Raw genomic sequence first — 13,269 nt, forward strand, 5'->3', positions numbered from 1 at the left:
CCGGTGATGGCCGCGAACGTTGGCAACCCCGCCGGGAGTCCTGCGGCCTCCAGTCGTGAGCTGAAGCTACTCCGACAGCGGCGTGGCACCGTCGGTAGAAAGAATCATTGTTGGAGCGCTGGTCCCCATCGCGACTGGCGCCGTCAGGCGCCTCGGCGGAGGCCACGGCGTTGTCGAGGTCGCCGGCACTGGCAACCCCGCCGGGAGGCCTGCGGCCTCCAGTCGCGATCTAAAGATGCTCCTACAAAATGGCGTGGCACCGTCGGTAGAAAGAATCATTGTTGGAGCGCTGGTCCCCATCGCGACTGGCGCCGCCAGGCGCCTCGGCGGAGGCTGAAACGCCGGTGATGGCCGCGAACGTTGGCAACCCCGCCGGGAGGCCTGCGGCCTCCAGTCGTGAGCTGAAGATACTCCAACAGCGTCGTGGCAACGTTGGTGGAGAAAGCCGCTGTTGGAGCGCTGGTTTCCATCGCGACTGGCGCCGCCAGGCGCCTCGGCGGAGGCTGAAACGCCGGTGATGGCCGCGAACGTTGGCAACCCCGCCGGGAGGCCTGCGGCCTCCAGTCGTGAGCTGAAAATTCTCCAACAGCGTCGTGGCAACGTTGGTGGAGAAAGCCGCTGTTGGAGCGCTGGTTTCCATCGCGACTGGCGCCGCCAGGCGCCTCGGCGGAGGCTGAAACGCCGGTGATGGCCGCGAACGTTGGCAACCCCGCCGGGAGTCCTGCGGCCTCCAGTCGTGAGCTGAAGCTACTCCGACAGCGGCGTGGCACCGTCGGTAGAAAGAATCATTGTTGGAGCGCTGCTCCGCATCGCGACTGGCGCCGCCAGGCGCCTCGGCGGAGGCCACGGCGTAGGCGATGGTCGCTGGCACTGGCAACCCCGCCGGGAGTCCTTCGGCCTCCAGTCGCGATCTAAAGATGCTCCTACAAAATGGCGTGGCACCGTCGGTAGAAAGAATCATTGTTGGAGCGCTGGTTTCCATCGCGACTGGCGCCGCCAGGCGCCTTGGCGGAGGCCACGGCGTAGGCGATGGTCGCTGGCACTGGCAACCCCGCCGGGAGGCCTGCGGCCTCCAGTCGCGATCTGAAGATGCTCCTACAAAATGACGTGGCACCGTCGGTAGAAAGAATCATTGTTGGAGCGCTGGTCCCCATCGCGACTGGCGCCGGCAGGCGCCCTGGCGGAGGCTGAAACGCCGGTGATGGCCGCGAACGTTGGCAACACCGCCGGGAGGCCTGCGGCCTCCAGTCGCGATCTGAAGATGCTCCTACAAAATGGCGTGGCACCGTCGGTAGAAAGAATCATTGTTGGAGCGCTGCTCCGCATCGCGACTGGCGCCGCCAGGCGCCTTGGCGGAGGCCACGGCGTAGGCGATGGTCGCTTGCACCGGCAACCCCGCCGGGAGTCCTTCGGCCTCCAGTCGCGATCTAAAGATGCTCCTACAAAATGGCGTGGCACCGTCGGTAGAAAGAATCATTGTTGGAGCGCTGCTCCGCATCGCGACTGGCGCCGCCAGGCGCCTTGGCGGAGGCCACGGCGTAGGCGATGGTCGCCGGCACTGGCAACACCGCCGGGAGGCCTGTGGCCTCCAGTCGTGAGCTGAAGCTACTCCAACAGCGGCGTGGCAACGTTGGTGGAGAAAGCCGCTGTTGGAGCGCTGGTCCCCATCGCGATTGGCGCCGCCAGGCGCCTTGGCGGAGGCCACGGCGTAGGCGATGGTCGCCGGCACTGGCAACACCGCCGGGAGGCCTGCGGCCTCCAGTCGCGATCTGAAGATGCTCCTACTGGCAATCATCGATCTGTTATAATAGATCTAAATGGTTATATGATGCATTATCGTAGATCAATGATCTTTGGCTTCAGCGCATGACACGATCGCGATATGGTTGGTAGATCAAAGCTGACATATGATATAGAAAAGTAGATCAAATGAGCTATGGAACGGAACAACTGGCCGCACGACTCAAGGCCGCACGAGAAGCCAAAGGGCTCAGTCAGCGGGAACTGAGTGCGCTTGCCGGCGTGCCGCAGTCGCATATCTCGAAGATAGAAAATAATGCCGTTGACCTGCGCGTCTCAAGCCTTTCTTCCATCGCCCACGCGCTGGACCTGGAGTTGATGCTCGTACCCCGCAAGGCGCTTCCGGCTGTCCAGTCAATCACCCGCAGCGTCGCCAGCGCGCCAATCATCAACGCGGCAACGCAGCGGGAACTTGACCGCATCCGCGAGACGGTCAATGCCCTCGCATCCCATGTATCCGGCGCGAACATCGATGATCTTCAGCGCCGCATCCGCGAGATCACCCAAATCCAGAGCCAGATTGACCCCGAAATTCTGCAAAAGGTACGGCGCACCATCGAGTCTATCGAGTCCTCGGGCAGCAATGAGGCCGTCAATCAGGCTGTCGAAAACATCCGCTCTTTGCGCAACCAGCTCGCCCATCGCGCGGCGTCCCATGAGTCGCCGCGCGCCCCAAGGCCAGCCTATCGACTGGAGGAGGATCAAGATGGCTGATGTCTCGGTCCTTGATGTCCTGCTCTATGGGGAGCCTATCGGCACTCTTATCCATGTCGGCGGTGACCGGACGATTTTCGCCTTCAACGAAGCCTATATCGATAACCCCGACAGGCCGATCCTGGGGTTGGCCTTCAAGGACGAATTCGGCGCTCTGCTTACGGACTTCCGCGCCTATCAGAAGCGCGTGATGCCGTTTTTCTCGAACCTTCTGCCTGAAGGCTATCTGCGCAAATACCTCGCGGAGAATGCAGGCGTAAATCCCGAGCGCGAGTTTCATCTACTTTGGGCGCTTGGTCACGACCTGCCCGGTGCGGTCACGATCAAACCCGCCGATGGCGAGGCATGGCCGCCGATTGGCGGTAAAAGCACCGATGCCGGTGTCACCGAAGATGATCGCCGCGAGAACGCCTTGCGGTTCTCGCTCGCAGGGGTGGAGCTCAAATTCTCGGCGGTTCTCGCGCCGACGGGCGGCCTGACGATTCCTGCATCCGGTGTTGGCGGCTCATGGATCGTGAAACTGCCGTCGCGCGAGTTCGACGGCGTTCCCGGAAACGAGTTTTCGATGATGACGCTCGCGCGCCTCATCGGAATAGATGTCCCGCCGATTGATCTTGTCGATGTCGGCAGCATCAAGAATCTGCCCGAAGGAATCGACAAGATCGGCCAAAGCGCCTTCATTATCGAACGGTTCGACAGGTTGTCTGACGGCAGCGCCGTTCATATCGAGGATTTCGCGCAGGTCTTCGATGTCTATGCCGAGCATAAATACAAAACGGCAACCTTGCGCAACATCGCGCAGGTGCTCGCCGCCGAGACCAGCGACGCCGATATCGCCGAGTTCATCCGGCGGCTGGTGTTCTGCGTTCTGACCGGAAACGGCGACATGCACCTGAAGAACTGGTCGCTCATTTATCCCGACCGGCGAAACGCCGCGCTCGCTCCGGCCTACGATCTTGTCTCGACCATCCCCTATATCTCCAACGACGATATGGGGCTCAGGATCAGCCGGACTCGCGTCTTCGCCGAACTGACCGACGACGAGCTTGAGCATTTGGCAGCCAAGGCCGCCATCCCCGAAAAGCTTGTTCTGGATACGGCTCGCGAGGCTGTCGCACGCTTCCACCAGCACTGGCAGGCCGAGAAGCACAATCTCCCGATGACAAAGCAAGTCCGCGAGGCTATCGAGGCTCATATCAAGAAGCTCCCGATAGCGCGATAAGGGGCTGCCACGCTCAAGCGCGAAGCCATCGAAGCCATCGAAGGTGGCGGAGCTCGGAGCACCCGAAGCCCTGCCTGTCGGACAGGGCTTCGGGACGGCTTAGTATCGGCATGACGCCTATGACTTGTGGCGCGTCAATCTGGATGAGAAGCCAGCGACAATCTGGATGAGAAATCGGTGTCGCGGGTCGCGCGCTTGATCTAGTGATGTCGAGGATATGCCGGCGCTGCTCGATACTGTAAATTGTGTGGTGCTGCCCTGTTACTATCCTGAGGGCATACCCCGCAGCCTGATCAAGGCTGCCGCCGCCGGAAGTGATCGTCACTACCGAGATGTTGGGCTGTCGCGAGCTGGTCGAGACGGAACTAGCTTCCTTGAGCAGGGCATCGTGCGAGATGACGGAGCGGTGCTTCGACGAGACGCTGGTGATCGAGCGCTACTGGCAGGTACTGCAGCGCCGTGCACCGGCGGTGCTGCAGGTACGGGGTGGGGATGATGTCTAGCGCCAGGAGTGGATTCGTGACGGAAACGTATGAGCGCCGACATTCCCGTTGGTATGAACAATTGCTGCTCGGGGTTCCCTTCCAGCTGTTGGTAGGCTTGCCCCTGGTACTGTTGATTCCCGGGCTGGACCGCTGGGGTTGGGCCTTCTGGAACTTTCTTCCGGACTATCGCGCCAATACGCTGATCGCCATTGCGGTGGCCTTCGTGCTGATCCTGTTCACCCTGCGGCGAATGCATCGGTTCCCCGGCGCTCAGTTGGGGGCCTATACGCTGCCTACCGTGACGGTGGTGTTCCTGCTGGTGGTGGCGGCACTGTTCTTTCTGCGCGAAAACTATACCCGCCAAGTGTTGTTTACTGGCTATCTCGCCTGCCTGGCGTGGTTCATCGTCGGTAATTTCCTCGGCAGGCGCTATCGTCGCCTGAAGTTGGCGGTGGTGCCGGTGGGGCAGGCAAGTTCGATCAAGGGCACTCAGCAGATCGAGTTGCGCCAGCTTCAGGCACCAGACCTGAAGCATGTCCGCTACGATGGCGTGGTGGCCGACCTGCACAGCGACGAGCTGACGCCCGATTGGGAACGCTTCCTGGCGCGCTGTACCCTGGCGCATATTCCGGTTTATCACACCAAGCAGATCCGCGAGTCGATCACCGGGCGGGTAGAGGTCACGCACTTGTCGGAAAACGAGTACGGTGCGTTGTTACCCAACGGGCTCTATCAGGGCATCAAGCGGCTGGTCGATCTGGCTGGTGCGCTGATACTACTGCCGCTTCTGTCACCGCTGTTGCTGGTCACAGCCTTGATGATCAAACGCGACAGTCCCGGCCCAGTTTTCTTCGTGCAGACCCGCATGGGCTACCGCGGCCGACCGTTTAAGGTCTACAAGTTTCGTAGCATGCACTGCGACCAGCAGGGCCGGGGCTTTACCGAAGGTGACGACGACCCGCGCATCACCCGAGTCGGCCGGGTGATTCGCAAGTACCGCATCGACGAGCTGCCGCAGATTCTCAATGTGATTCGGGGAGAGATGAGCTTCATCGGCCCGCGCCCCGAGTCCATTCAGCTCTCGGAGTGGTACGAGCAGGACGTGCCGTTCTTCAGCTATCGCCATGTGGTGCGGCCCGGTATTTCCGGCTGGGCTCAGGTGGAGCAGGGCTACGCCGCCGAGGTGGATGGCATGATCGCCAAGCTGCAGTACGACTTCTACTACATCAAGCACTTCTCGCTGTGGATCGACGTGCTGATTGGGTTCAAGACCCTGAAGACGATCCTGACCGGGTTCGGGGCGAGGTGAACAGAGCGGAGTGATGAACGGGGAGCGTGTCCACTTCTTTTCGTTGATGTCGGACCCAGCAGGGCTTCGCTATTGCCGGATGGTAACTATTATGCAACAACCGCCTTCGTTGCCGCGCCCTGCGCGGCAACGTCGTTATAGCTGTCCGGAATCTGCTACCATGCGCGCTTCTTTGTCACCATTACGAGTGAGCGGCAGTGAAGTACCCTTTATCCTTTCTTGAGCCCGGCACGACCCCCCATGCTTGGTGCTCCCCCGTCTGGCTATGCTGGCTGGGTCTGCTGTGCGTCTTTCTCTACGCTGCGTTGCGCCTGGTCGTACACGAAGTCGGTGAAACTGCCGGTACCTTAATGGCCTTGACAGGGCTATTTGCCGTTCTTCGCTGGGGGCAGGGGGTTAGAAATAGTGGTCCTCTCTGGCTGCTGTTGGCCGTGGTGGTCGTGCAGCTCATATCCTGGAGTACTGGCTACTTTCATCATCCTGAATGGCTGTCCGATAACCCTCGTCTTGACCGGTTGGGTAAGTGGTTTCTATTCATCGGCCTTGCCTGGTGGATCGGGGGGAGTACCCGCACCACCTTGCTAATCTGGAGCTTAGGCCTGGCGGGCCTGATTGTGGCTGTCTTCTGGCCTGAGGGAAGTCTTGAGCAATGGCAGCGCGGGCTACAGGGAGGGCGAGCAGAGTTCGCCATCCGCAATGCTCAACATGATGCCATGCTCTTTGGTGTTGGCTTGCTCGGGCTGGTGTGCTTCGCTGGCCGATGCTGGCGTGGGGGTAGTGCGCTAGCATGGGGGCGCAGATTGTCGTGGTCGCTGGCTTTGATAGTCTGTATCGTCGGCATTGTGATTACCCAGACACGAGCCGTATGGCTTGCGGTGCTTGTGGTGTTGCCGCTGATAGCCGCCTTGGTCTGGTGGAGAGGCCGGTCTACATCGCGCTGGTCCCGTTGGGGTCTTGCCATCGTGGCGTTGGTGGTACTGGCAGGAGCAGCGGTGCTGCACGAGCCGGTGACCAATCGACTAGCTTCTGAGGAACGCATCATCGTCCAGGCGATGGAGGGCGATTGGAAGTCGATTCCCTACAGCAGCATCGGCAATCGGCTACTGACTTGGCGTGCCTCGGTAGACTGGATCGTCGAACGTCCACTAGTCGGTTGGGGTGAGAAAGGGCGGAGCCTGGTTATTGAGCATACCGAGTGGCTGCCTGACAGAACACGTGATAACTATGGTCATCTACACAATTCCTTCCTGGAAATCCTGGTGAGTTACGGCCTGCTGGGCTTGTCAGTGGTGATGGCGCTGATTGCATGGATCGGTGTTGGCGCCTGGAAAGCGTGGCGGGCCGGGGCGATGCCGGGGGATATGGCGCTGTTCGGGGTGGCTTTCTTTATATTTTATTTGATCGTCAATCAGTTCGAATCCTATGCGAATTTCTGGACGGGGGCATATGTGCAGAATCTGATCGCCGGTGGGCTGGTCACCCACATCTGGCGTTGGCAGTGGGAAACCGGTCAGAACGTCTTTCCCTCCTTCAAACGCAAGGCAGTCCTTTGATGCGTACATTGGTGGTGGTTCGCTCGCTCAAGATGGGCGGAATGGAGCGAGTGGCTGTGAACCTTGCTGATGCGTTTGCACAGGCCGGACACGAGAGCCACCTGCTTAGCTTCCGCCGCGTGAAGAAGCCCTTGGTTCCTGAACACGGGGAGGTGCGTCAGCATCATCTAGCGCTGCGTTGGTGGGCTAGGGCAACAGTGGTGGGACTGCTGCTCGAGTTGCTGGCGCGGCTGTTCCTGAACCCCGTGCTGAAGCGTTCGCTATTCCTGGGCTCCGGAATTATGGGGGGAGTGGTGTTTCGGGTGTGGCTCAGGAACTTCGAACACCGCCATGGGAAGGTTGATCGTATCGTCTTTCGCGGGGTGGGCACCTTCGAAATGGTATGGACGTTCCGTAATGACAAAGCATGCTACGTGCTTGAGAACATCTTTCATGTTGGGATGAGTAATTGGCGCCAGCGATTCTTTGCACAGCGTTTGTACCAGGGCCGCCACCTGGTGGCTGTCTCCGATGGTGTGGCTACGAGCGTTCGCCAGGCCATGGAAATCTGGCATTTTAGGCCGGCTTCCCTGCGGGTGATTTATAACCCTTGCCCCGTGGAGAGTATCCGGCGGCAGATGCTGGCGCCCGAACCAGACCTACCCGATGGCCCTTATCTCGTGAATGTCGCGCGGCTGGTGCCGGCCAAGGATCAGGCGCTGCTGCTGCGCGCTTACTCCCGCTCTGGCGTCACGATGCCCTTGGTGCTGGTGGGGGGGGGGCGGGAGCGCGGACGGCTCGAGGCCTTGGTGAAAGAACTAGGTATAACCGATCGTGTAATGTTCGCAGGCCAGCGGGACAACCCCTACCCCTGGATGCATCATGCTCGATTGTTCGTGCTGAGTTCGCGTTTTGAGGGAATGGGGATCGTGCTGTTCGAGGCGCTGGCTTGCGGTACGCCGGTTCTCAGCGTGGATTGCCCGGGTGGGATTCGCTCGGTGCTGAAGGGAGAGCTAGAGTCGAGTGTGGTACCGCACGACGAAAAGAACCTGGCGGCCGGTATCCACCTAGCCCTTCAGAATGAAAAGCCGCATATCGAGGAAGCCTGGCTGGATGACTTCAAACCTGAAGCCGTTGCAGAGCGTTTTGCTTCGTCGACACGGCAGGGCGCATGAGGGCTTGTTTTACGAGATGAGAGTGTTTCCGCCTAAGTGGCCAGGGCCGTGCCCGAAGGAGATTGCGTGGGGTGTACGTATATCATGAAACGCATCCTTTTCCTGACAGACCATCTTGGCGGTGGCGGTGCGCCGATTTCCATCCTTGCCTTAGCTTCAACTCTTGCTGGATATGGATGTTCGGTGACGATCGTCTCCCTCCAGGACAAGGTCTGGCACGATCCGCCTGAGGGTGTGAATATTCAGGTATTGCGCTTTACTTACCGTGGTCCTTGGCAGAAATACCGGCGCTATCATATTCATGCCCTTCGCCTGAATGACTGGATCGACAACCAGGCCAATCCCTTCGACCTGATCGTTGCGAACATGCATTACAGCCATCAGGTGGCGATTCGTTCCTGCCTGAGAGATAGGGCGTGGCTTTGCATTCGAACCGATCCTGGCGCTGAGTTGGCAGGCTCTCGGCGATCAGGAAGGCTTGCGCGCCTTCGTCATCTTTATCATGGGCGTCGGGTGCTGTGTATTTCAAAAGGTATATTGGATTCATTGCATGCGCTAGATATCGTTCCTGCTGAAACGCAGGTGATTCATAACATCATTGATGCGAGCGCCATACAGCTGGCGATGCAAAAGCCTGTTTCATATGAGGATTTCATAGTCTTTGTCGGGCGCCTGGATAGGCGGCAGAAGCGGTATGACAGGCTCTTCAAGGCATACAAACAGAGTGGTATTTCACAGTGTTTGGTGGTCGTTGGCGATGGCGAGCTTGATGAAGCCAAGGTGCTTGCCGGCTCACTCGGTATCGCTGATCGGGTGGTATTTGTGGGTAAGCAGTCGAATCCCTACCCGTACATCTATCACGCTCGGTTGCTCGTTCTGTCTTCGGATTATGAAGGCTTCGGCCGGGTGATTGCCGAATCTCTTGTATGCGGTACGCCGGTCGTCAGCACCGATTGCCCGTCGGGGCCAAGAGAAATTCTAAAGGGTAAGCTTTCAACCTGTTTGGTGCCACTTGATGATGGTGAGGCGCTGAGCCGACGTATGGCAGAGCTAATCGATAATCCGCCCGCCATCGATCCTGCGTATTATTCAGCATATACACCTGACAACATCGTCGACCAGTACCTTCATTTACTCGACCGTGACGGCTAGCCTGCTGCAACGCGAGTGTGATATAGCATCCTAAGGTATCGTTCTGCATGATTTCTTAAGCGTTCGGCCGTCTATAGAGCCTCGAACTGGGGCAGCACCGTTGCCTTGAGGAACTGCTGATAGTGGTTTCCTTCAATCACTATAGGGGCTTGGTCCATGCGAGAGATCGCATCGGCCAGGCCCTTTTCATCTTCTAGGGCAAGCAGAAAGTCGCCAAGCGATCCGGTCAGTATCTCCCGTGGGCCGCTTGGGCAATCGGTGCTGATCACGGGCGTATGCAACAGCAGGGCCTCGATGAGCACCCGTGGCAAGCCCTCAGTGTCGGAGGTGAGAATCACAGCCTTGGCCTGGGCTATCCAAGGGTAGGGATTGCGGTGATAGCCGGCCATGATGACGCGATTCTCTAGGCCGAGGGCTTCGATCTGTTCTAGTATGGCAGCCTCGTGTTCCGGCTTGCCCTTCCCCATGATGACCAAAGGTGTGTTGACGCCGCTTCTGGCGTAGGCGCGCAAAAGGCGCTCATGTTGTTTGCGCGGCTCCAAGGCCGCCACGCAAAGGAAGTACTCCCCCTCGGGAAATTGAGCGGGTTCGGAGGCCATCGCCACGAAGGGTTCGCGTTCGTAGGGATTGTAGATCGGGATGATGAGTTCGGCCTTCAGGCCGACCACGTTTTCCAGGTTCTCCTTGACGCCTTTGGAGACGGCGATTACCTTGCGTCCGCCGTAGAAGCGCCGCACCTTTTCGAAGGCGCGTTCACGCTTCTTAGGGTCGCTGAACTTGGCCGAAACGTCGGATTTCACCCAAAAGTAGAGATTGGGTAGGCGGAGATGACGGGTGATCTTGTCGCATGAGCAGGAGATCACCACGTCGGGCTGCCATTCTTTTAGCGCCTTGCCGATCTGCCTTGCCTGCCACTTTTCGGTGAGCACCGTGGAAGTCGCCTTTGTGAACTGAGTGACGACCCCCAGGTTCTGGATCTCTAGACCGTCGGGGATGCGATGCTCGACCAGCTCACGCAGGGTGAATACAATCACCTTGTGACCGCGCTGACGAAGCTGGTTGGCGGTATAGAGCAGCGACTTCTGGGCGCCGCCACCGTAGAGATCTTCGATGACGAAGGCAAAGCGTTTGTTGACCACTAATTTTCCTCTGACTCGTACTGGACAGGCGAGAGACTACCATAGGCAGACAAAGAATGGCCTCATGTCACCCAGGCGTGAGAATGTTTTCATTCAACGAACGCGTTGAGATGGCAGTTCCCGGGTTGAACTGCGTGCGCAAAAGCCTGTCTCAGGTGGTTCTGAGTGGGCCATTTTCCGATACGCAGCACGGCTTGAGAGCGTGTGACGTTTGGCGCATCGCTGGCGCGATACGTTTCTTAAGGGGATTCGATGAGTAAGCTGGTTGTGCTGGCCTTTGCCAGGGTCGTGAAGCTGCTGGCCAATGTGACCAAGATGGCTGCTTATCCTTTTCACTATTTCTTCCCTAGCAAGCGCTTCACTATCCCGGAGCGTGCTGCGCCGTGGTGGAAGTCGAGCCGGCCGGCCAAGGTGCCGCGTATCATCTGGCAAACCAACTTCACAGACAAGGCCACGTTGCCGGTCTACCTGAACTATCTTTTCAATCGCCTGATGGCGCCGAGTTTCGAGTATCGCTTCATGATCACTGAGGCCAGGGCAGCCTTTATCAGAGAGAATTTTTCGCCTGCGATATACGATGCCTTTTCGCGGTTGCAGGTGGGGGCAGCACAGGCCGACTTCTGGCGGGTGCTGGTGCTGCAAAAGCATGGTGGGGTCTACATGGATATCGACGGTCATGCGGTGTGGCCGCTGGCGCGAATTGTCAAGCCCGAGATGGATGAACTGTTCGTCACCACCAGGCGTGGCGATATCAGCAACTATTTCATTGCCAGCAAGCCAGATAATCCTCATCTTCAGAAGGTGATTGAGGCGATCTACACCAATATAGAAAGCGACGAGAAGAAAGGAATATTTAATCTCACCGGACCCACCGTGTTCAACGAGGTGCTACCTCGTGACGAGATTCCTACGGCGTCCTACCGCTACACCTGCAACCAGGGCAACTTCACCAATGAGTACTTCCAGTACATTGATAAGCCTCAGGGAAAATGGACGAAGGAGCAGTACAAGGTGGATGTAGTGCGCAAGCGCGACTCGATAGAGTAGGGTGCCAACAGAGTGGGGTGGATGGATCGGCCAGGGCGCTAGCTGCCCCGGCCTCATTCAATACAGCTATTCAGAAGGTGTAGCTGATCCCGATCAGGGCGACGGGATAGACCTCGAGCTTCTTGGCATCGTCTTGCAGGCGCTGCTCTTCGCGGCGAAGGTCGCGCTGGAAATCGTCCTTGTCGGCGGCGGGGCCGGAAGCGTTGAGCGAAACATCGACATTGGTGGCCATGATCCCGAGCTCCGAGAAGAGACCGAAGCCGCGCTTGTTTGAACTGCGCCAGCCGAAACCGGCATAGGGTTGTACGCCGTCGGCGATGGTCAGCTTACCGTGCAGGGCGCCGACATCATCGGCGGTATAGGTATTGCCGTTGAACTCGTATTCGCCGTTATCCTTGGGGCGGCCGGTCACGTTGGCCTCCATGTCCGGTAACATGGCGCCAACGGTGAGGAAAAAGCGACCAGCGAAGGGGTAGTAATCCAGCTTGAGTGCGCCGGCTGACAGGCTGACATCGCCATTGTATTCGGCCTCGTCGGTGTCGAAATCGCCATCCCAATCGAGCCCGCCGGTATAGCGGGCGGATAGCCCCAGCCGTTCGTGAAAGCGCCAGGATACGTCGGCGCCTAAACCGGTGGTGCCGCCAATGGCTCCTACGGTCACGCGGCTTTCAAAAGCCTGTGCCTGGGCTGCGCCCAGGGTGAGTAGGGCGCCGGTAAGGCTGGTGGCCAATATTTTTTTCATGGATCGTTTCCTTATGTCCCTTGACGTTCGGCCTGCGCCTTACCTGTCGACCAGGCCAGTATCGTGTGGAGTACAGAGGAAGTTATCGGCTTTGTGGCTGGAAACTTGAAGGATAAACGGTTCAGGTTGGTGGCGGTGATCGTCACCATCGGCAACACGGCCGGGAGGCTTTCAGCCTCCAGTCGTGATCTGAAGATACTCCAACAACGACGTGGCACCGTCGGTAGAAAGAATCATTGTTGGAGCGCTGGTCCCCATCGCGACTGGCGCCGGTAGGCGCCTTGGCGGAGCCCGCCACGTTGGCAATAACCGCGACCATCGGCAACACGGCCGGGAGGCTTTCAGCCTCCAGTCGTGATCTGAAGATACTCCAACAGCGGTGTGGTTTGCCTTAATGGAAAAAACAGCTGTTGGAGCGCTGGTCCCCATCGCGACTGGCGCCGGTAGGCGCCTTGGCGGAGCCCGCCACGTTGGCAATAACCGCGACCATCGGCAACACGGCCGGGAGGCTTTCAGCCTCCAGTCGTGATCTGAAGATACTCCAACAACGACGTGGCACCGTCGGTGGAGAAAACAGCTGTTGGAGCGCTGGTTCCCATCGCGACTGGCGCCGGTAGGCGCCTCGGCGGAGGGCGCAACGGCAGCTGTTATCGCCACCATCGGCAACACCGCCGGGAGGCTTTCAGCCTCCAGTCGTGATCTGAAGATACTCCAACAACGACGTGGCACCGTCGGTGGAGAGGATCATTGTTGGAGCGCTGGTCCCCATCGCGACTGGCGCCGGTAGGCGCATCGGCGGAGACCGCCACGTTGGCAATAACCGCGACCATCGGCAACACGGCCGGGAGGCTTTCAGCCTCCAGTCGTGATCTGAAGATACTCCAACAACGACGTGGCACCGTCGGTGGAGAAAACAGCTGTTGGAGCGCTGGTTCCCATCGCGACTGGCGCC

The 13,269-nt window shown here is 59.0% G+C and carries 10 protein-coding genes; 8 read left to right on the forward strand and 2 right to left on the reverse strand.

What is annotated here, in order from left to right:
• Positions 1-1,929 precede the first annotated feature (1,929 nt).
• From DU490_RS16260 to DU490_RS16285, 7 genes are all read left to right on the forward strand, one after another.
• Positions 1,930-2,514, forward strand: a complete 585-nt coding sequence (locus DU490_RS16260) for a helix-turn-helix domain-containing protein (protein ID WP_114575276.1) — start codon at positions 1,930-1,932, stop codon at positions 2,512-2,514.
• Positions 2,507-3,736, forward strand: a complete 1,230-nt coding sequence (locus DU490_RS16265; RefSeq protein WP_114575277.1) for a type II toxin-antitoxin system HipA family toxin — start codon at positions 2,507-2,509, stop codon at positions 3,734-3,736. The genes DU490_RS16260 and DU490_RS16265 overlap by 8 nt, the downstream gene beginning before the upstream one ends.
• A 374-nt stretch (positions 3,737-4,110) precedes the next feature.
• Complete coding sequence (locus DU490_RS17520; protein WP_258801695.1) at positions 4,111-4,239, forward strand: hypothetical protein; 129 nt, start codon at positions 4,111-4,113, stop codon at positions 4,237-4,239.
• Between the two features lie 16 nt (positions 4,240-4,255).
• A complete protein-coding gene (locus tag DU490_RS16270) occupies positions 4,256-5,530 on the forward strand; it encodes an exopolysaccharide biosynthesis polyprenyl glycosylphosphotransferase (protein WP_258801698.1) in 1,275 nt (424 codons plus the stop codon).
• Positions 5,531-5,727: 197 nt separating this feature from the next.
• The gene (locus DU490_RS16275; RefSeq protein WP_258801700.1) at positions 5,728-7,083 is read left to right on the forward strand and encodes an O-antigen ligase; all 1,356 of its coding nucleotides are present in this window, start codon (positions 5,728-5,730) and stop codon (positions 7,081-7,083) included.
• On the forward strand, positions 7,083-8,237 hold the full coding sequence (locus tag DU490_RS16280) for a glycosyltransferase (protein ID WP_258801701.1): 1,155 nt from the start codon (positions 7,083-7,085) through the stop codon (positions 8,235-8,237). The genes DU490_RS16275 and DU490_RS16280 overlap by 1 nt, the downstream gene beginning before the upstream one ends.
• Before the next feature lie 84 nt (positions 8,238-8,321).
• Positions 8,322-9,389, forward strand: coding sequence for a glycosyltransferase (locus DU490_RS16285; protein WP_114575280.1), 1,068 nt, complete (start codon positions 8,322-8,324; stop codon positions 9,387-9,389).
• 71 nt (positions 9,390-9,460) lie between these two features.
• Here the strand turns inward: DU490_RS16285 and DU490_RS16290 are convergent, their stop codons facing one another.
• Entirely contained in the window at positions 9,461-10,528 is a 1,068-nt protein-coding gene (locus DU490_RS16290) for a glycosyltransferase (RefSeq protein ID WP_114575281.1), read from the reverse strand.
• A 267-nt stretch (positions 10,529-10,795) separates the two neighbouring features.
• On the opposite strand from DU490_RS16290, the gene DU490_RS16295 reads away from it, so the two are divergent.
• Positions 10,796-11,575, forward strand: a complete 780-nt coding sequence (locus DU490_RS16295; RefSeq protein ID WP_258801702.1) for a glycosyltransferase family 32 protein — start codon at positions 10,796-10,798, stop codon at positions 11,573-11,575.
• 70 nt (positions 11,576-11,645) lie between these two features.
• On the opposite strand, the gene DU490_RS16300 is transcribed toward DU490_RS16295, so the two are convergent.
• Complete coding sequence (locus DU490_RS16300) at positions 11,646-12,317, reverse strand: hypothetical protein (RefSeq protein ID WP_114575283.1); 672 nt, start codon at positions 12,315-12,317, stop codon at positions 11,646-11,648.
• Positions 12,318-13,269 lie beyond the last annotated feature (952 nt).

The organism is Halomonas sp. DQ26W (assembly GCF_003339685.1).
Taxonomy (GTDB): Bacteria; Pseudomonadota; Gammaproteobacteria; order Pseudomonadales; family Halomonadaceae; genus Halomonas.